Origin of the sequence: Lolliginicoccus lacisalsi (assembly GCF_014841105.1) — a bacterium.
GTDB classification, from domain to species: Bacteria; Actinomycetota; Actinomycetes; order Mycobacteriales; family Mycobacteriaceae; genus Lolliginicoccus; species Lolliginicoccus lacisalsi.
Genome location: NZ_JACYWE010000006.1, coordinates 164,637 through 183,003, shown reverse-complemented (window position 1 = coordinate 183,003; position 18,367 = coordinate 164,637). Strand labels below are relative to the sequence as shown.

General features: G+C 68.2%; 18 protein-coding genes. 15 read left to right on the top strand and 3 right to left on the bottom strand.

What is annotated here, in order from left to right; translation table 11 throughout:
• The first annotated feature begins 76 nt into the window (after window positions 1-76).
• The 8 genes from HT102_RS11385 to HT102_RS11350 all read left to right on the top strand — a co-directional run bounded on the left by HT102_RS11385 (window position 77) and on the right by HT102_RS11350 (window position 6,901).
• Window positions 77-916: an alpha/beta hydrolase gene (locus tag HT102_RS11385; RefSeq protein ID WP_192039540.1), complete on the top strand. Its 840-nt coding sequence runs from the start codon at window positions 77-79 to the stop codon at window positions 914-916.
• Window positions 913-1,563, top strand: a complete 651-nt coding sequence (locus tag HT102_RS11380) for an LON peptidase substrate-binding domain-containing protein (RefSeq protein WP_192039539.1) — start codon at window positions 913-915, stop codon at window positions 1,561-1,563. The genes HT102_RS11385 and HT102_RS11380 overlap by 4 nt, the downstream gene beginning before the upstream one ends.
• A gap of 314 nt (window positions 1,564-1,877) precedes the next feature.
• Entirely contained in the window at window positions 1,878-2,444 is a 567-nt protein-coding gene (locus HT102_RS11375; protein WP_333473400.1) for a class I SAM-dependent methyltransferase, read from the top strand.
• Window positions 2,445-2,489: 45 nt separating this feature from the next.
• Window positions 2,490-3,155 carry an NAD(P)-binding oxidoreductase gene (locus HT102_RS11370; protein ID WP_192039538.1) on the top strand — a complete coding sequence of 222 codons (666 nt, stop codon included), beginning with the start codon at window positions 2,490-2,492 and terminating at the stop codon, window positions 3,153-3,155.
• A 47-nt stretch (window positions 3,156-3,202) separates the two neighbouring features.
• Window positions 3,203-4,123 carry an LLM class F420-dependent oxidoreductase gene (locus tag HT102_RS11365; protein ID WP_192039610.1) on the top strand — a complete coding sequence of 307 codons (921 nt, stop codon included), beginning with the start codon at window positions 3,203-3,205 and terminating at the stop codon, window positions 4,121-4,123.
• Complete coding sequence (locus HT102_RS11360) at window positions 4,120-5,355, top strand: alpha/beta hydrolase fold domain-containing protein (protein WP_192039537.1); 1,236 nt, start codon at window positions 4,120-4,122, stop codon at window positions 5,353-5,355. Before HT102_RS11365 ends, HT102_RS11360 begins: the two co-directional genes overlap by 4 nt.
• Window positions 5,356-5,425: 70 nt before the next feature.
• On the top strand, window positions 5,426-5,773 hold the full coding sequence (locus HT102_RS11355; protein ID WP_192039609.1) for a PLD nuclease N-terminal domain-containing protein: 348 nt from the start codon (window positions 5,426-5,428) through the stop codon (window positions 5,771-5,773).
• 39 nt (window positions 5,774-5,812) lie between these two features.
• On the top strand, window positions 5,813-6,901 hold the full coding sequence (locus HT102_RS11350; RefSeq protein ID WP_192039536.1) for a DNA alkylation repair protein: 1,089 nt from the start codon (window positions 5,813-5,815) through the stop codon (window positions 6,899-6,901).
• Window positions 6,902-7,092: 191 nt separating this feature from the next.
• On the opposite strand, the gene HT102_RS11345 is transcribed toward HT102_RS11350, so the two are convergent.
• Window positions 7,093-7,263: a hypothetical protein gene (locus HT102_RS11345; protein WP_192039535.1), complete on the bottom strand. Its 171-nt coding sequence runs from the start codon at window positions 7,261-7,263 to the stop codon at window positions 7,093-7,095.
• A gap of 127 nt (window positions 7,264-7,390) precedes the next feature.
• On the opposite strand from HT102_RS11345, the gene HT102_RS11340 reads away from it, so the two are divergent.
• The gene (locus tag HT102_RS11340) at window positions 7,391-8,575 is read left to right on the top strand and encodes a DICT sensory domain-containing protein (RefSeq protein WP_192039534.1); all 1,185 of its coding nucleotides are present in this window, start codon (window positions 7,391-7,393) and stop codon (window positions 8,573-8,575) included.
• Between the two features lie 290 nt (window positions 8,576-8,865).
• Here HT102_RS11340 and HT102_RS11335 read toward each other — a convergent pair whose 3' ends face one another.
• Entirely contained in the window at window positions 8,866-9,252 is a 387-nt protein-coding gene (locus HT102_RS11335; protein ID WP_192039533.1) for an STAS domain-containing protein, read from the bottom strand.
• A 447-nt stretch (window positions 9,253-9,699) separates the two neighbouring features.
• Between HT102_RS11335 and HT102_RS11330 the strand changes: the two genes are divergently transcribed.
• The 6 genes from HT102_RS11330 to HT102_RS11305 are packed head-to-tail and all read left to right on the top strand — an operon-like array spanning window position 9,700 to window position 16,513.
• Window positions 9,700-10,488, top strand: a complete 789-nt coding sequence (locus tag HT102_RS11330; protein WP_225443551.1) for an ABC transporter ATP-binding protein — start codon at window positions 9,700-9,702, stop codon at window positions 10,486-10,488.
• Complete coding sequence (locus HT102_RS11325; protein WP_192039532.1) at window positions 10,485-11,258, top strand: ABC transporter ATP-binding protein; 774 nt, start codon at window positions 10,485-10,487, stop codon at window positions 11,256-11,258. Before HT102_RS11330 ends, HT102_RS11325 begins: the two co-directional genes overlap by 4 nt.
• Window positions 11,255-13,075, top strand: coding sequence for an AMP-dependent synthetase/ligase (locus HT102_RS11320; protein WP_192039531.1), 1,821 nt, complete (start codon window positions 11,255-11,257; stop codon window positions 13,073-13,075). The genes HT102_RS11325 and HT102_RS11320 overlap by 4 nt, the downstream gene beginning before the upstream one ends.
• Window positions 13,072-14,025: a branched-chain amino acid ABC transporter permease gene (locus HT102_RS11315; protein ID WP_192039530.1), complete on the top strand. Its 954-nt coding sequence runs from the start codon at window positions 13,072-13,074 to the stop codon at window positions 14,023-14,025. The genes HT102_RS11320 and HT102_RS11315 overlap by 4 nt, the downstream gene beginning before the upstream one ends.
• Window positions 14,022-15,200, top strand: coding sequence for a branched-chain amino acid ABC transporter permease (locus HT102_RS11310; protein ID WP_192039529.1), 1,179 nt, complete (start codon window positions 14,022-14,024; stop codon window positions 15,198-15,200). Before HT102_RS11315 ends, HT102_RS11310 begins: the two co-directional genes overlap by 4 nt.
• Before the next feature lie 23 nt (window positions 15,201-15,223).
• A complete protein-coding gene (locus HT102_RS11305; RefSeq protein ID WP_192039528.1) occupies window positions 15,224-16,513 on the top strand; it encodes an ABC transporter substrate-binding protein in 1,290 nt (429 codons plus the stop codon).
• 142 nt (window positions 16,514-16,655) lie between these two features.
• Here HT102_RS11305 and dnaB read toward each other — a convergent pair whose 3' ends face one another.
• Complete coding sequence (gene dnaB, locus HT102_RS11300) at window positions 16,656-18,044, bottom strand: replicative DNA helicase (RefSeq protein ID WP_192039527.1); 1,389 nt, start codon at window positions 18,042-18,044, stop codon at window positions 16,656-16,658.
• Window positions 18,045-18,367 lie beyond the last annotated feature (323 nt).

The window sequence follows — 18,367 nt, the reverse complement described above, 5'->3', positions numbered from 1 at the left end:
GCGGGAGAGCCAAGCCCGCCACCACCGGTGTAGGTTCGGATAGCGAGTGATCGATCCGACCGAGAGGTAGACCACGATGGGACTGACCGATGGGTTGTGGGGGCGCGGCCTCGCCGTGGGCGGCGCCGGGCTCGCCGTCGCGGGAGCAGCGGGATCCGTGGCCTGGGCCATGCAACGAAAGCTCATCTACTACCCGGACGACGCGGCAGTGCCCGCCGCCCATTCCGTGCTCCCCACCGCCGAGGAGATACGCCTCAACACCGATGACGGGCTCACCCTCGACGCATGGCATGTATCGCCCGTGCCCGGATCCCAGCCGCGCGGCATCACCGTGCTCATCGCCCACGGCAACGCCGGGAACCGGGCCGACCGGGCGCCGCTCGCCGAGGCCCTTGCCCGGGAGGGGATCGCCAGCCTGCTGCTCGACTACCGCGGCTACGGCGGCAACCCCGGCTCGCCGTCCGAGGAGGGCCTCGCGCTCGATGCCCGCGCCGCCTACTGGTACCTGCGGAGGGAGCGCTCCGTCCCCGCTGAGCGTTTGATCTACTTCGGCGAGAGCCTCGGCTGCGGCGTCATGGCGTCGCTCGCGCTGCGCTACCCGCCCGCGGGCCTGGTCCTGCGCTCCCCCTTCACCGACCTGGCCTCGATCGGCCGCGTCCACTACCCCTATCTGCCACATGGCCTGCTGCGCGACCGGTTCCGCGTGCTCGACGCCGTCAAGCGCATCACCGTCCCCACGGTCGTCGCCTACGGCACCGCGGACGAGATCATCCCCGCATCCATGAGCGCCGAGGTCGCCGATGCGGCACGAAACCTGCATTCCCGGGTCGTGCTGCCCGGAGCGGGCCACAATGACGTCGAGATGCTCGTGGGCGCGACCCTCATCGACGCGATCACGGGGCTCTTACCGGAATGACCGTCTCGCCCATGTTCCCGCTCGGCTCCGTCCTGCTTCCCGGCGGCGCCATGCCCCTCCACGTCTTCGAGCCGCGCTACCAGGCAATGGTGCGCCACTGCCTCGGGGAGGCCCGCACGCCCACGTTCGGGCAGGTGCTCATCGCCCGCGGCACCGAGGTCGGCGGCGGCGAGCAGCGCCACGATGTAGGCACCCTCGCCGAGATCATCGCCCACGTCGAGATCGGTCCCGGGCAGCATGCGCTCGACTGCCGCGGCCGCGAGCGCATCCGCGTTACCAAGTGGCTCGACGACGCCCCCTTCCCGCGCGCGGAGATCGAGCCCTGGCCCGACGAGAACGATGGCCCAGTCGAGCCGGGATTCCACACGTTCGCCGCCCGCATCGCCGAGCTCTACAGCCTCCTCGCTCAGCTCGCCGACAAGCAGGACATCCCCGGCAGCGAGGTGGCCATGCCTGAGCTGCCCGTTCTAGGAGGGACCTCCAAGACGCCCGCGCGGCACCTCTATGAGCTCGCCGACTGCATCCCCCTCGGCGACGTGGACCGCTACCAGCTCCTCACCGCCCCCGGTGTGCACGAGCGCTCGCTCGTGCTCTCGGACGCGCTCGACGGCCTCCTCGAGATGGCGGAGTTCGGTCTGCTCGACTAGGAGCATCGGTGGGGGCCGGCGGTGATTGATGGTGCGATTGATGGGGGGATAGCCGGCCGATCGCGGCGCGCGGGCAGCCGACGGATCGCGGCGCGGGCAGCCAGCCGATCGCGGCGCGGGCAGCCAGCCGATCGCGAGTGGAAACTTTTCCTCGCTGGCGGGGGAAAAGTTTCCACTGGCCCCGCGGAACCCCGCGGAACGAGGCCCGCAGACCTGGCCCCGCGAAACGGCCGCCACCGGCGAGCCGACTGGACCGAGGCAGCGGCGCCCGAGGCAGCGGCGCGAGGAGCACGAAGGCACTAGCCTCGGTAATCGTGGATTGGAACGAGCGGTATCGCACCGAGCCCCAGCCGTGGGGCGGGGAGCCCGCGGCCTTGCTGCCCGGCCTCATCGAGGACCTCGCGCCAGGCTCCGCGATCGATCTGGGCTGCGGCGAGGGCCGCAACGCCCGTTGGCTGGCCAGCCTGGGCTGGCGAGTGACCGCGGTCGATTCGTCCGAGCAAGCGATCGCCAATGCCCGGGAGTCCGATCCGGAGGGGCGCATCCGGTGGACCGTCGCCGATGCAACGACGTGGCACCCCGAGGAGCGGGTGGACCTGGTTCTGGTGTCGTACCTGCACCTGCCCGCGGAAGCGCTGGCCGCCCTGATCCGCGGCGCCGGCCACTGGCTCTCCCCCACGGGCACGATGCTCTACCTCGGGCATGCCCGCGAGAACCTCGAGAACGGGGTGGGCGGGCCCCCTGATCCCTCGGTGCTGCCCACGGTGGCCCTGCTCGCGGAGGCCGCCGCGGGACTGCGCGTCGAGCAGTTGCATCACCAGTTCCGCAGCACGCCCAAGGGCCGCGCCATTGATGTGGTGCTGCGCGCCCGCCCCTGGTGATCCTTGCCAGGTCCCCTGCACGCTCATTGGATGGAAAGGCTCCTCATGTCGCATCGCGTTGTCATTGCCGGTGGCCACGGCCAGATCGCCCAGCACCTGATCGAGTTGCTCGTCGCACGGGGGGACTCCGCGGTGGCGCTGATCCGCAATCCGAGCCATGCCCACGACATCCATGTGCTCGGCGGCGAGGCGATCCTGCTGGATCTCGAGCACTCGACCGTCGCGGATGCCGCCCTCGCCCTCGAGGGTGCTGATGTCGCGGTGTTCGCGGCGGGAGCGGGGCCGGGCAGCGGCACCGCGCGCAAGGACACGGTGGATCGCGGAGCGGCGGTCCTGCTCGCCGCGGCGGCAGCCCGCGCGGGGGCCCGCCGGTTCATCCAGATCTCGACGTTCGGCGCGGGCGAGCCCATCCCCGAGGACGCCGGGGAAGTGTGGACTGCCTACCTGCGGGCCAAGACCGCCGCGGAGGAGGACCTGCGGGGCCGCGACGACCTCGACTGGACGATCCTGCGGCCGGGCCGGCTGACGAACGATCCCCCGACGGGCCTCGTCGCTCTGTCCGCGGCGCCGCTGCCCAAGGACGAGGTGCCTCGGTCCGACGTCGCCGCGGTCGTGGCGGCCCTCATCGATGCGCCCGCCACAGTGCGCGCAACCTTGATGTTGACGCGTGGGGCCACCTCGATTCCCGAGGCCGTGGCAGACTCGGTCTAGCTCGACCGAGAACCAGCGACGGCGTGGGAGGGTGGCATTTCATGATGGTGGATTTCCGGATCTTCACAGAGCCCCAGCAGGGCGCGAGCTATGACGATCTCCTCGCGGTCGCCCGCGCGGCCGAGAAGCTCGGCTTCGACGGCTTCTTCCGGTCCGATCACTTCATGCGCATGGGCTCCGCGGATGGCCTTCCTGGCCCCACCGATGCCTGGACCACGCTCGCCGGCCTCGCGCGGGAAACCTCGCGGATCCGCCTGGGCACCCTGATGACATCCGCGACTTTCCGGCATCCGGCGATCCTCGCGGTGCAGGCAGCGCAGGTCGATCACATGTCGGGCGGGCGGGTCGAGCTCGGCATCGGCGCGGGGTGGTTCGAGGCGGAGCATCGGGCGTTCGGCATCCCGTTCCCTCCGAAGCTCTTCGACCGGTTCGAGGAGCAGCTCGCGATCATCACCGGCCTCTGGGACACTCCGGACGGCGTGTCGTTCACCTTCCGCGGCGACCACTACACGCTGGAGGACAATCCCGCGCTGCCCAAGCCGTTGCAGTCGGAGCTGCCCATCATCATTGGTGGCAATGGCCCCACGCGCACGCCCGAGTTCGTCGCACGGTTCGCCAATGAGTACAACGCGGCGTTCCCCGAGCTCGATGCCGTCCGGGGCCGTTTTGGCACGATCCGCGATACGTGCGAGCGGCTCGAGCGCAACCCCGATGACCTGGTGTACTCGGCGGCGCTGGTGGCCTGCGTGGGCAGCACCGAGGAGGAGTTCCGGCGACGGGCGTCGATCATCGGCCGCGATCCGCAGGAACTGCGCGAGCATGGGATCTGCGGCACTCCTAGCGAGGCAGCGGACCGGATCGGCGCGTTCGTCCGCGAAGGAGTGGAGCGCTTCTACCTGCAGATCCTTGATGTGAACGACCTGGATCACATCGAGCTCATCGCGCGCGAGGTGATCGCTGCGCTGTGAACGGGCTCGAGCTGTTTACCTCCCTCGCGCTGCTGGCCACGGGGGCAGCGGTGCTTGCCCTCGTCGTCAATGCCGTGTGGCCGCGCACCTCGGGGAGGCCGGTGATCGTCAGTTGGCCGGCAGCCTGGCTCGCCATCGAGATGCCCGTGCACGTCCTGCTTGGCGGGATCATCGCCGTCGCGGTGCTGGTGGCGTTCGGCGGCATCCATCCGCTCGGCATCGCGGGGCTCGTCCTTTTCGGCGCTGGCGCCGCGGGCCTGGCCTGGTTCGCGTACCGCTCCCGCGCCACCCGCATCGCCGCCGATCCCCCGTTGCCGGAAATGGCCGCGCGCTCAGGTCCGGAATACCCCGGATCGCACGTGTTGCTGCCGTGGCTGCCCTGGCGCAGGCGGGACATCCAGCGGATCAATAACGTCGTGTACTCGCGGCACGGCAACCTTGGCCTCAAGCTCGACATCACCCTGCCCCGCGACGGCGAGGTCCCTGACGGAGGCCGGCCCGCGATCATCCAGGTGCACGGAGGCGGCTGGAGCGTCGGCAGCCGCAAGGACCAGGCCATCCCCCTGCTCACGCACCTCGCGGCGAACGGATGGGTGGGCTTCAACATCGACTACCGGCTGAGTCCCCGTTCCCGGTGGCCCGATCACATCGTCGATGTCAAGCAAGCAATCGCCTGGGTCCGCGAGCACGCCGGCGAATACGGCATCGATCCATCGTTCATCGCCATCACGGGTGGTTCTGCCGGTGGGCATCTCGCCGCGCTGGCCGCCCTGACGTCCGGTGATCCGCTCTTCCAGCCCGGGTTCGAGGACGCCGATACGTCCATAGCGGCCTGCGTGGCCTTCTACGGGGTCTATGACCTGCTCGATGAGGACCGGCACCACTTCCGCCCCATCGGATCGCTGTTGCAGCGCAGGGTCTTCCGGACGCGTCGCAAGGAGCAGCCGGACCTGTTCCGCGCGGCCTCCCCGCTGCACCGGATCACCGCCGAGGCGCCCCCGTTCCTCGTGGTGCATGGCGATCAGGATTCGCTGGTTACGGTCGAGGAAGGGCGCAGGTTCGCCATGAAGCTGCGCGAGAAGTCCCGCAAGCCCGCGCACTATGTGGAGGTGGCCGGTGGGCAGCACTCGTTCGACCTGGTGCCCTCGTGGCGGACGATCCGGGCGCTCGCCGTCGTGGAGCAGTTCCTTGCCACGGCATGGCAGGAGCACCGCGAGCACGCATCTCGATAACGCGTACTGCGTTCCGGTTGCGCGCCGCTCGCCGGCATGCTGTGATCATGACGATCCGGAGGTGCCATCAATGCCGTACTTGTTCCTGCTCTCGTTCGTGATCCTCGTCGTGTGCTTGATCGACATCATCACCACCGACGACAGCCGCATCCGCAACCTCCCCAAGGCCGCGTGGATCCTGCTGGTGATCATCCTGCCGCTCGCGGGCATGGTCGCCTGGCTCGTCGCGGGCCGGCCCTATGCCGACGAAGCTCCCCGCTACCGCAGCACCGGCTTCCCCGAGTACGAGCGGCTCGGCCGGCACATCGCCCAGGACCAGCAGTCCGACGAGGAGTTCCTCCGCGAATGCCGGGCACGCGCCGAGGAGCAGCGCCGCCGCTACCGCGAGGAGCGCCGCAAGGACGAGGCGCAGGAGTAGCGCCAAACGTTGTCAGGTCCCGGGTGCACAATCGCTGCCATGCCCTTCGCCGATGAGCTCCTTGGCCGCGATGCTGTTGTCGACCTTTCCACCATTCTCGGCGGGGGTGCCGCCCTGCCGGGGCTGCGCCGCGTCGCTGATGGCCTCGATGGCCTGGGCTTCCGGGAGCGGGTGAATGCCATCCGAGGCGCCGTGCTCGAGGATGTCCCGGGGGATTTCCCCGGCCTGGCGGGCCTGGTCCGCAACGCTCTGCGCGATCCCCGGTTCACCGGCTGGATGACCTTTCCCGTTACCGAGGCCGTCGCCATCCGGGGACAGGAGCACGTCGAGGATGCGCTGGCGCTGCTGGCCGCGCTGACGCCGCGGCTGACGGCGGAGACCGCGCTGCGCTGGTTCCTCGACGAGCATCTCGAGCGTTGCCTGGCCGTCGTGAGGGAGTGGACCGTCCATCCGGATGAGCATGTGCGGCGGCTAGCGAGCGAGGGGGTGCGGCCCAGGCTGCCCTGGGCCCCGCAGGCACGGAGGCTTGTCGCCGATCCCGGCCCGATCGTGCCGATTCTCGATGCGCTGTACCGGGACGAGTCGGAGTATGTGCGCCGGTCGGTGGCGAACTGCGTGAATGACATCAGCCGGGACCATCCGGAGCTGGCCGTCCGGATCGCGCAAGGGTGGCTCGCGGAGCCGGACGGCAGCACGGCCTCGGTGGCGCGGCATGCGTTGCGCACATTGATCAAGCGATCAGACGTGGAGGCCCTCGCCTGCATCGGTGTGGATGCCCGCGCGGCGATCGACGTCGCGGGACCACGAGTGCGCACGCCGGTGGTCACGATGGGCGAGGAGCTCGCGTTCGACTGCCGCGTCACGCTGGAAGGTTCCGCGCGTGCCCGCGTCGCGGCGGACTACGTCATCCACTTCGCGAGCGCGCGGGGAGCCGAGCGGGAGAAGGTCTTCAAGCTGGGGGTCCGCGACCTCGAGCCCGGCGCGTCCTGGGACATAGCGCGGCGCCACCGGTTCACGCCGATCAGCACGCGCCGCTACTACGACGGCGAGCACGCGGTGTCGATCCAGGTCAACGGCGTCCGGACGGATCGGGCGGGATTCCTGCTCGACGGCGCGGGGCCGCGCTAGGCAGGGTTCGCCCGCGGGACCCGGGTGGCTCGTTGCTTCCGCCGCCGGGGCCGGCTGCGCGGACTTCTGGCCGGCGGCCACTTGGCCAGCGGCCACCAGTGGAGACTTTTCCCCACTGAGGCGGGAGGAGTTTCCACTGGTGGAGGACCAGGGCGCGAGGGCAGGGCGCCTAGCGGGTTGGCCCGCGCGGTCTAGCGGCCGAACATACGGGTCAGGAATGAGCCGCCCTGAACCCCGGGGGCGGGCTCGTGGCCCTCGCAGCGCTCGTTCTTGGGGACTCCGCGCATGACCTGATCGACATGCATGCCACAGCCGGACCAGGTGGTCTTGCCGCACTGGCGGCAGTTGACGGGATAGCACATGATGACTCCTCATGGGTGGTGCGGACTAACCCAAAATATACCCCATGGGGTATTAACGTGTCTAGATTCGAGCTCGATCACGGACCTGGATGCGACCCGCGACACATCAAGTGCAAGCCTGAAGGCTATGGAATTCGCGGGACTCCCGATCCGGCCGACCTTCGCGCCGATCCACCACCTCGGCACCGGCCACCTCGCAGCAGTGGACGTGCAACTACGAGGCGAGGGCGACGGCCCACTCTCCGCATCCGCCGCATTGCGAGCAGTCGCCCGGGCCATGAGCGACACTTCCACCCTCGACCAGATGCGCTCCCACGCGCTCGACGGGCACCCCGCCAGCGCGGTGCCCGCACTCGTGACCGTCGACGTCGGATCGCTCGAGCAGCTCCGGCCCACCACCGAACAACGTGGCGACCGCCGCGAGATCGTTGTCATCACCGACCACGCCCTCGCCTCCGACCCCGCGCGCGCCCTCCGCCTGATCGCCGCGGCCCGCGCATCCGGGAAAGCCATCGCCGGCGACGAGGTCGGCGCCCGCGACAAGACCCTCGCGCTGCGCCCCCTCATCGAGCCCGAGATCATCATCCTCACCGCCGCGCTCATCGCCACCCCGCCCGATGCATGGACCGCCCACGTGGCCCAAGCCGTCGCGGCACAAGCCGAGCACAGCACCACCATCGTCATCGCCGACGGCATCGACTCCACGATCCATCACGAGCGAGCCCGCGGCCTCGGCGCCAGCCACGGCATGGGCAAGATGCATCCACCGGCCGCCTCCCCCGCCCAGCTCGACACGACTGCCGTCACGCCGCTGCTGATTGGCACAGCGCCCGCCCGGGAAGGCAGGCTCCCCTTTGCTATCGCGGCCGAGGACCACCACACCCACTGGAGCCGCAAGACACTGCTCGTCGAGCTCAGTACCACCCTGGAGAACCTCGCGGCCACCGCCGGCCGAGACACGATCCTGCTCGGCACCTTCCAGCACGTCCGCAACTTCACCGCCCGCACCCGTCGGCGCTGGGAATCGATAGCGGGCCGCGTCGCCTTCGCCGGCGTGTACGGCGTAGGAATGGGCCCCACCGTGGAAGAAGGCGTGCACCACGCGCCCCTCGAGCCCGGCGAGCCACTCGTCGAGGAATGGAACGTCGTGGTGCTCGCGCCTCACTTCTGCAGCGTGCTCACCGCCCGCGACCTGCACCGCGGGGGACGCGACGAGGACCGCGAGTTCGAATACGCGCTCACCCAGGATCGCGCGACCGCCGTGCGCTGCGCCCGCGCCATCCTCGACCGGTTCGACGGCCCGCACCGCTGACGCGGCGGGGTGCTCGGTGGCGGCCGGGCGGCGGCCGGGTGGCGGCCAGGTGGCGGGGTGCTCGGTGGCGGCCGGGTGGCGGGGCGCTCGGTGGCGGCCGGGTGGCGGGGTGCTCGGTGGCGGCCGGGTGGCGGCAAAAGCACCGGAAACTGGCATACGCGATAGAAGCGGACCCGTCATTCACGCCGCTTCTATCGCGTTCGCGGATTCGTTCGAGACCGCTCGACCCGCTGGCGGAAACCCGCTGGCCCCGGGACCCGCTGGCGGAGACCGCGGCCCCGGGACGTGGGCTACGAGGCTGAGGGCACCAGCCGCAAGGCCGGCTGGGCCGGCCCCGCAGCGAGGAGCAAGCATGCCGCCCGCAGGGAGCCGCAGGCCAGCGGCGCGTTATCTCGAGCAGCGAGCACCTCGCGTACGTTCGCTGGCGCGATGATGGCGATCGATGCGCCGGTGAGCGTCGAGAGGGAAGCAACGTCAGCGAGGGCGCTCATGCCGGTCCGGGACACAAAATGGACCTTGCGCACATCAATGATGACCTGGTCGGGGTCATCGAGGTTTCCGAGGACGGTGAACAACCGCGGCAGAGCGAGCGCGTCGAGCTCCCCCGCGATACGCACGACGTCGATCTCGTCGCACAGGTTCTCGATGCTGATGGCGACATTCGGGCTAGCGATCATGGCGCGAAGCTCCCTCTGGGGGCGGGGGCCGACCAGGCCGTGGCCTGTGCCGGAGATGGGGCTAATCGTGATGTCACCGCAGTCAGGAGACCTTTTCGCTACTACTGCGTGGGGGCGGGTGGGTCGGGCGAATCGGCTTCCTGAACTGCGGTGACGCTCTCTACGATGCGCTCCGGGTGTCACAGCGCCACCACAGCAATAGTCACGGTTCGATAACGTAGGGATAACGCTGGAATAACGCCACCGGGCAGCTGGGATCCAAGCCCCCCAGCGCCCGATCGCTGGGTTCCGCCCTCTCGCCCTGCCCTCTCGTCATGGTCGCGCGAATTGCGTTGAGCAAGGCGCCTTTTCATCCGGTTGCGGGTTAGCGTCATTGCTAGCGCGTGATCTGGATCACTGATACCTTCCAGGAAATAGCGCGAACCAGGCATCGCAGCATTCGGGGGGATGGCCAGCATGTTGTCGCTCGACAACGTCGAGATCGTCTACGAAGACGTCATTCTTGCCTGCAAGGGAGTAAGCCTCGCCGTCCCGAGCGACGGGATCATCGCGCTCCTCGGCAGCAACGGCGCGGGAAAGACCAGCACCCTCCGAGCCATCACTGGCCTGCTCGACACCCACCGAGGGCGAATTGCGACAGGCACCATCCGGCTCGAGGACAGGGAGATCACCCGGGCCACTCCAGCCGATGTCGTCGCTAGTGGCATCGCGCAGGTGATGGAGGGCCGCCGCGTCCTCGTCGACTTCACTGTCGAGGAGAATCTCCGCGTCGGCGGGCACACCCAGCCCCGCAGCGGGATACCGCAAAGCCTCGACCGCATCTACACCATGTTCCCCCTCCTCGCCGACCGCCGCCGCGACCGCGCCGGCTACCTATCCGGTGGCGAGCAACAGATGCTAGCCATCGGACGGGCCCTCATGGCACGCCCCCGCTACCTGCTCCTCGATGAGCCCAGCCTCGGCCTCGCGCCCCGGATCGTCGAGCAGATCCGCGACCTCATCGTGCGCATCAACCAATCCGGGACCGGTGTGCTGCTCGTCGAGCAGAACGCCGCGATGGCATTGTCGATAGCCACCCACGGCTACGTGATGGAGAACGGTCGCATTGTCATGGATGGCTCGGCAGCAACGCTCCGGGATGACGCCAACATCCAGGAGTTCTACCTCGGCCTCGGGCACACTGCCTCCTACCGGGACCTCAAGCATTACAAGCGGCGCAAGAGGTGGCTGTCATGATGCTGGAAGTCAACGATCTATCCCTGAGGTTCGGCGGCACCCAGGCACTCGATGGCGTCAGCTTCGCCGTCGAGAAGAGCGAGCTGTTCGCGATCATCGGTCCCAACGGTGCCGGAAAGACCTCCATCTTCAATTGCTTGTCGGGGGTGTACCGCCCGCAATCGGGTGCCATCCTGCTCGATGGCACCCGGATCACCGCCACGCGGCCCGATGGCATCGCACGGCTTGGTGTGGCCCGCATGTTCCAGAACATCGAGCTCTTCGACAACCTCACCGTGCTCGACAACATCATGCTCGGGCGCCATATCCATCTCCGCTACTCGGCCCTCGAGGCCGCCCTGCGACTAGGCCGTGCGCGGCGCGCGGAGCTTGCAGCCCGCCGGTTCGCCGAGGAGATCCTCGACTTCCTGGACCTCCAGGCGGTGCGCCGTCACCCCGTCGGCATGCTCCCCTACGGCATGAAGAAGCGCGTGGAGCTCGCGCGCGCCCTAGCGATGGAACCCCGGCTTCTCCTTCTCGACGAGCCGGTCGCGGGCATGAACACCGAGGAGACCGAGGACATGGCGCGCGCGATCCTCGATATCCGGGCGGAGCTGAGCACCACCATGATCATGGTCGAGCATGACATGCGCCTTGTCATGGACCTCGCGGACCGGGTACTCGTGCTGGACTTCGGGCGGCGCATCGCATTGGGCACGCCCCGCGAGGTCCAGCAGGATGAGGCCGTCCTGCGCGCATACCTCGGCGGCGCTGCCGAGGAGGCCACATGATCACTACGCTGCCCCAGCGCGTGGCATCCCGTGCAAGCACCACGCCCCGGCTCGTCGCGATGCGCGAGAAGCACCTCGGCGTCTGGCGGGACATCACATGGTCGGAGTACCACGCCACCGCCGCCCTGGTCGCGCACGGGCTCGCCGATCTTGGCGTCACGGCCGCGGACAGGGTGGGCATCCTGTCGGAGAACCGGCCCGAGTGGCTCTATTGCGATATCGCCACGCTTGGCCTGCGCGCGATCACTGTCGGCTTCTACCCCACTAGTCCGGCACCCGAGATCGAGTACCAGCTTCGCGACGCCGGGGTCCGCGTGCTCATCGCCGAGGACCAGGAGCAGGTCGACAAGGTCCTCGCCATCCAGGATTCCTGCCCCTCCCTCGAGTTCATCGTCTTCCTCGAACCGCGCGGCCTCATGGATCTCGCCGGTCCACGGCTGCTGTCCTTCGAGGAGCTCCTTGAACGGGGGAAGCGCCACCAGGCCACAAGCCCGGCATTGCTCGAGGACCAGGCCGGGATGGTGCAGCCCGGTGATATCGCCACCCTGATCTACACCTCCGGGACGACCGGGCCACCCAAGGGGGCGATGCTCACCGTCGCGAACATCGACTTCGCCATCGATGCGCTCCTGGGCGGCTCGGGCATCGTGGTCCCGAAGCCATCGCCCAGCGATGTGACCCTGTCGTTCCTTCCGCTCTGCCATGTCGCCGAGCGCATGTTCACCGTGTGGAACAACGCCGCGAACGGTGTCGTCGTCCATTTCGCCGAGTCCATCGATACCGTTGCCGCGGACCTCGCCGAGGTGCAGCCCACCTTGTTGTTCGCGGTGCCGCGCATCTGGGAGAAGCTGCGATCGGGCGTCACCATCCGCATGCTCTCCGCGTCTCCCGCGAAGCGCGCCGCCTACCGCATCAGCGATGATCTCAACCAGCGCATCGCCCGCATCAGGACGGAGCACGGCGGTGACCACACTGTTGCCAGCCGCGCTCTCTACGTCCTGGGCTATCCATTGGCATTCCGCGCGCTGCGCGACAAGCTTGGCCTGCGCAAGGTCCGCGCGGCGTTCTCCGGCGCGGCACCGATCTCCCCCGAGGTGCTCGCGTTCTTCCTCGGAATCGGCGTCCCCATGCTCGAGGTCTATGGCATGACGGAGAATACCGCTGTGGCGGCAGCCAATCGCCCGGGCAGCATGAAGCTCGGCACGGTCGGCGAGCCCATCGAGGGCATCGATCTTGCTGTTGATCCCGATAGCGGCGAGATCCTCACCCGGCATCCAGCGAACTTCGCTGGCTACTGGAACCGCGCCGAATCGGGCATCGACGCCCATGGCTGGCTGCATACTGGCGACATCGGCGAATGGGTCGATGGCAGCCATCTGCGCATCGTCGACCGGATCAAGGACATCATCATCACGGCCGGCGGAAAGAACATCTCGCCCTCCGAGATCGAGAACCAGCTGAAGAACTCGCCGCATATCAAGGAAGCCATCGTCATCGGCGACCAGCGGCCCTACCTCACCGCGCTCATCGGGATCGACTTCGATTCCGTGGCTGATTGGGCCTCCCGCAGGGGCATGCGGTTCACGACCTACCGCGATCTCGCCGGGCGTCCCGAGGTCCTCGAGCTCGTGCAGGGAATCGTCGACGGGACCAACGCCCGGCTCGCGCGCGTGGCGAGCATCCGCAAGTTCCGCTTGCTACCGAAGGAGCTCGATCACGACGACGGCGAGCTCACCGCCACGCAGAAGGTCCGGCGCAAGGCCCTCGCCGAGCGCTTCGAGGACCTCATCGACGACATGTACCAGGGGGCGACATGATCGAGCTGCTCGACACCCTCGCCCGAGGCACCGGGCTCGGCGCCATGTACTCCCTGATCGGGATCGGTTTCGTCATCATCTACCGATCGACCGGCGTGCTCAACTTCGCCCAGCCCGTCCTCATGATCCTCGGCACCTGGGTGAGCTACCTGGTCGCCGTCACCTGGGGGCTCCCGTTCGCGCTCGCGGTGATAGCGGCCACCGTCGCGGGCGCCGGGACAGCAATGGCGTGCGAGCGCGTCGCCATGCGTCCCATGGTCGGCCGGCCCCCCTTCGCCGCGGCGCTGGTCACGGTCGGATTGTTCGCCGCGGGACTGGTCATCGCGACCCGGCTCATCGGGCATGGAGTCATTACCTCCGGAGATCCCTGGAGGCTTGGCAACCTGTGCCTCGGCGGGCAACGGCGCGAGCTCGCGAGCCCCATCGAGGGAATTCCCGCGCCCTGCGACGGCGGCGTCACCGTCAACCACACCGACATCGCGAAGATCATCACCGCCATCATCGCGATCAGCATGCTCGCCTGGTGGCTGCATCGGTCCCGCTATGGGCTCGCGATGCGCGCCACCGCGCACGACCCCGAGGTCGCCATGGCCCAAGGCATCAGCGCGGGCACGGTGTTCGCCTTGTCGTGGGGCATCGCCGGGGCGTTCGCCGCGCTCGCCGGAGTACTCCTCGGCACCGCGGCCGGAGGGGTCGCCGCGCTTGGTGCCCTCATCGCGCTCAAGGCGATCCCCGCCATCATCCTTGGCGGCCTCGACTCCATCAAGGGCGCGGTCATCGGCGGATTGATCGTTGGCATCACCGAATCGCTGACCAAGACCTACCAGCCGGGTCTGGCCCCCTGGCTCGGCGCGAACTTCGACATCGTCACGCCCTACCTGATCATGCTGGTCGTCCTGCTCATCAGGCCACAGGGACTGTTCGGCACCAAGGAGGTCCAGCGCGTATGAGCGCCACCGCGTCCCCCAGAGCCACCGCATCCCCGAGAGCCACCGTGCCCCGCGCGGTCCGGCATGGCCGCCCCCGCCTCTACACCAGCTACGCCTCGGACCAGGCCATCTGGAACACCCCGGCCAAGCTGTGGTGGACCCTCGGTCTCATCGGCCTCGCGGCCGTCGCGCCCTTCCTGCTCACCACCGACCTGATCGTGCTGCTGTCGCTCGCCTGCGCGTACGCGATCGGGGGAATCGGCCTCAACCTGCTCACGGGATACGCCGGGCAGATCTCCCTCGGCCATGCCTTCTTCGTCGGGACCGGTGCCTACACCGCGGCCGTCCTGGGCGGCGAATCCACTGGCCGGGTCTGGGGACTCGGCCTCGACATGGCGATCTGGCTGCCCATGTCCGCGATCGTGCCCGCCACCATCGGCTTCCTCGTCGCACCCATGGCCGCCCGGGTGCGCGGGCTCTATCTCGCCACGCTCACGCTCGCGCTCCTCATGCTCGGGGATCACCTCTTCCGCGAATGGATAGCGGTCACCGGCGGTTCCGGTGTCGGCCGGGCGCCCGCGAGCCCCGTGCTGCTCGGTATCGATCTTGGCGCTACCTACGCCATCGCCGGGATCATCATCCCCCCGCAGACCACCATCTACTTCCTGTGCCTGGGCCTGCTCATCGCCCTCGCGATCGCAGCACGCAACATGGCGCGATCCCGCGTGGGACGGGCCTTCGCGGCCGTCCGCGACCGCGATATCGCCGCCGAGGTCATGGGGATCCCGCTGCAACGGACCAAGACGCTCGCCTTCGTCCTGTCGTCCGCCTATGCGGGGATCTGCGGGGCGCTGCTCGCCACGATCATCGGCCGGATCAGCGCGGACCGCTGGAACCTGTTCCTGTCCATCGATTTCCTCGCGATCGTGATCATCGGTGGAGCCGCCACGATCAGCGGCAGCATCATCGGTGCCTGCTTCATCGTCCTCCTGCCCCGCGTGATCGACGAGTTCTCGCACCTCATCCCGTTCCTCACGCAGAGCGGCGTCAGCAGCAGCGGGATCACCGTCGATGAGTTCAAGGCGATCCTGTTCGGCCTCCTCATCGTGTTTTTCATCATCGTCGAGCCGCGGGGGCTCTTCGGGCTGTGGATGCGCATCCGCCTCTACTTCCGGACCTGGCCTTTCTCCCGCTAGCCACCACCCCAAGAAGGAGTCACATGATATCCAAGCGCCTCATCGCTGGGCCCGCGATCACGCTGCTCGCGGCGACCGCGGCCTGCACCGCTGTGGACGGGAGCGACGACGACACCGCTAGTGGGGCGGGCATCACGTCCGAGGCCTGCCCCAACGCCGTCAACCCCGATAATGGTTGCATCTACCTCGGAGTGCTCTCCGACCTCGAGGGCGGGCCCTTCGCCGCGCTGGGCACCCCTATCCATGAAGGACAGCTCGCGTTCTGGCAGCGGGTGAACGAGCAAGGGGGGATCGCCGGCCACGACATCGATCTCAGCACCTACACCCGGAACACCGCGTACAGCGTCGATCGCCACGCCACCGAGTACCAGGACATCGAGCCGCACATCCTCGCGCTGGCCATGAGCCTTGGCACGCCCCAGACCGAGTCGGTGCTCCCCAACATGGATGCCGCCGACATCGTGGCAGTGCCTGGCTCCTGGTGGTCTGGCCTGCACTTCAACGACACTGATCAAGGCCTGATCCTCGAGTCCGGTTACTCCTACTGCACCGAGTCCGTCATCGGCCTCGATTGGTACAGCGAGGAGCACGGCGCCCCGTCGACCCTCGTGACCGTGGGCTATCCCGGTGACTACGGCAGCGACGCCGCGACGGGTGCCCGCCGATGGGCCGAGGAGAACGACGTGGAGGTGCTCGCAGAGATCAACACCGCCCCCAACGCAATGGTGCAGGACCAGGCCGGTCCCATCGAGCAGATCCTCACCCTCGCGCCAGATGTCGTGGTGCTCGCTACCGCGCCCGCGGAGGCCGCTGAGATCGTCGCCACCACTGTTGCCCGCGGCTATGGGGGCAGGTTCATGGGGAGCGTGCCCACGTGGAACCCAGGCCTGCTCCAGACGGCCGCCATCCAAGCGCTGACGGCCCGGTACAACCAGACGAGCCCCTGGCAGAACTGGGACGGTCAGAGCGCCGGGATGGACGCGATCCGCGATTCCCTCGGCGGGAACCTCCCTACCAATCAGGGATACGTCTTCGGCTGGGTGTGGTCGTACGCGCTGAAGGAGCTGCTGGAGAAGGCAGCGGCGGAGGACGATCTCTCCCGGTCCGGACTGCGCGACGCCATCGATGGCCTCGAGGTGAGCTACGAGGGCATCCTTCCTGACCGCACCTTCGGCGATCCTCCCGCGTTGGAGGACCTGACAGCCGTGATCACGGTGCCCGATGCCAACGTCGAGCTCGGCACGAGGACCGTGGCCGAGGCCGTCACCGCGACCACGAGCATCGATTACGGGGCTGCTTGCGTCACGCCGTGACAGCCACGATGACCGCCCTCGAGGCCAAACGCGATAGAAACTCCTCGACACGCCGATGCAACACGCAGCACGGGCGCCGGTTTCTATCGCGTTTGGCGCGCGCGGGCCCCAGCCCCGCCGACCGGGCCAGCAGACCCGCGCCCTACCCGCGCGCCATGTCGACGAAGCGGGAGTAGTGCAGCTGGTGGGCGACGGTGATGGTGGCGGTGGGGCCGGCGCGGTGCTTGCCGATGATGATGTCGGCCTCGCCGCCGCGCGGGTCATCGGGCTCGAACGCATCCGGGCGGTGCAGCAGGATGACCATGTCCGCATCCTGCTCAAGGGAGCCTGATTCGCGCAGGTCCGAGACTTGAGGCTTCTTGTCGGCGCGCTGCTCGGGGCCACGGTTGAGCTGACTGATGGCGATGACGGGGACCTCGATCTCCTTGGCGAGGAGCTTGAGGCTGCGGGAGAACTCGGACACCTCCTGCTGCCGGGATTCGACCTTGCGACCGGAGCTCATGAGCTGCAGGTAGTCGAGCACGATCAGCTTGAGGTCGTGCTTCTGCTTGAGCCGCCGGGCCTTGGCGCGGATCTCCATCATGGTGAGGTTGGGCGAGTCGTCGATGAAAAGCGGCGCCTCGCTGATCTCGCGCATGCGCCTCGCGAGCCGGGTCCAGTCGTCATCGGTCATGCGGCCGGATCTCATGTCGGCGAGCTTGATCTTCGACTCGGCCGAGAGCAGTCGCATGACGATCTCGGTCTTGCTCATCTCGAGGGAGAACACCGCGCTGGCCATGCCGTGCTTGATGGAGCAGGAGCGCAGGAAGTCCATTCCGAGCGTGGACTTCCCGACGCCGGGCCGGGCGGCGATGATGATCATCTGTCCTGGGTGGAGGCCGTTGGTGAGCTCGTCGAGCTCGACGAACCCAGTGGGTACGCCGAGGGACATGCCGCCGCGGGAGGCGATGGAGTCGATCTCGTCCAGCGTGGGCTGGAGCAGTTCCTCGAGCGCGACATAGTCCTCGGTGGTGCGGCGCTCGGTGACCTCGAAGATCTCGGCCTGGGCGCGATCGACGATGCCTGCTACGTCTTGCCCCTCGCTGCCGGTGTAGCCGTACTGGACGATGCGGGTTCCGGCTTCGACGAGGCGGCGGAGGATGGCTTTCTCGGCGACGATCTCGGCGTAGTACCCGGCGTTGGCGGCGGTGGGCACGGTCGAGATGAGGGTGTGCATGTAGGGGGCGCCGCCGATGCGCCGGAGATCACCGCGTCGCTCGAGCTCCGCGGCGACGGTGACGGGGTCGGCAGGCTCGCCGCGCGCGTAGAGGTCAAGGATGCAGTCGTAGACGTCCTGGTGGGCGGGCCGGTAGAAATCGCCGGGCCGGAGCCGCTCGATGACGTCGGCGATGGCGTCCTTGCTGAGCAGCATGCCACCGAGGACGGCTTGCTCGGCACCGAGATCCTGGGGCGGCTGGCGGAAGTGGTCGTCGCCGGGCCCCCGGTCGGTCGCGGGATCGCTAGTGCGTGGTGCCCGGTCGTCCGCGGCCACTGGTGCCTCCTGTTGGTGATGCTGGCTGGGTGCGGCGTGGGTGCCGCGTTCTTGTTGTACCGCTTTGGTCTGACGGTTGCGAGGGTCGTGGGCGTGTCGGATCCACCGACCCGGACGAGTCTCAAGTGTCACGCGAGGGTTACCTGTGCACAGTTCTGTGCACAACCCTGTGGATAGTTGGGGATATCTTGTGAACAACCTGTGGACAGTTTGGGGAGCAATATGTCGGAGCGATGGATATCAGCAGTTCAGATGCTATTTCTAGGCTGTGCACACTGTGGACAATGCTGTGCACGGCGTGTCGCCGGTTTGTGATTTTCGGC

Excerpts from the sequence above, each read along its gene's own strand:
- HT102_RS11370 (WP_192039538.1), top strand. The coding sequence starts at position 2,490 with ATGTCGCATCGCGTTGTCATTGCCGGTGGCCACGGCCAGATCGCCCAG.
- HT102_RS11325 (WP_192039532.1), top strand. The coding sequence starts at position 10,485 with ATGATGCTGGAAGTCAACGATCTATCCCTGAGGTTCGGCGGCACCCAG.
- HT102_RS11380 (WP_192039539.1), top strand. The coding sequence starts at position 913 with ATGACCGTCTCGCCCATGTTCCCGCTCGGCTCCGTCCTGCTTCCCGGC.
- HT102_RS11345 (WP_192039535.1), bottom strand. The coding sequence starts at position 7,263 with ATGTGCTATCCCGTCAACTGCCGCCAGTGCGGCAAGACCACCTGGTCC.
- HT102_RS11330 (WP_225443551.1), top strand. The coding sequence starts at position 9,700 with ATGGCCAGCATGTTGTCGCTCGACAACGTCGAGATCGTCTACGAAGAC.
- HT102_RS11340 (WP_192039534.1), top strand. The coding sequence starts at position 7,391 with ATGGAATTCGCGGGACTCCCGATCCGGCCGACCTTCGCGCCGATCCAC.
- HT102_RS11350 (WP_192039536.1), top strand. The coding sequence starts at position 5,813 with ATGCCCTTCGCCGATGAGCTCCTTGGCCGCGATGCTGTTGTCGACCTT.
- HT102_RS11335 (WP_192039533.1), bottom strand. The coding sequence starts at position 9,252 with ATGATCGCTAGCCCGAATGTCGCCATCAGCATCGAGAACCTGTGCGAC.
- HT102_RS11355 (WP_192039609.1), top strand. The coding sequence starts at position 5,426 with ATGCCGTACTTGTTCCTGCTCTCGTTCGTGATCCTCGTCGTGTGCTTG.
- HT102_RS11315 (WP_192039530.1), top strand. The coding sequence starts at position 13,072 with ATGATCGAGCTGCTCGACACCCTCGCCCGAGGCACCGGGCTCGGCGCC.
- HT102_RS11320 (WP_192039531.1), top strand. The coding sequence starts at position 11,255 with ATGATCACTACGCTGCCCCAGCGCGTGGCATCCCGTGCAAGCACCACG.
- HT102_RS11305 (WP_192039528.1), top strand. The coding sequence starts at position 15,224 with ATGATATCCAAGCGCCTCATCGCTGGGCCCGCGATCACGCTGCTCGCG.
- HT102_RS11310 (WP_192039529.1), top strand. The coding sequence starts at position 14,022 with ATGAGCGCCACCGCGTCCCCCAGAGCCACCGCATCCCCGAGAGCCACC.
- HT102_RS11385 (WP_192039540.1), top strand. The coding sequence starts at position 77 with ATGGGACTGACCGATGGGTTGTGGGGGCGCGGCCTCGCCGTGGGCGGC.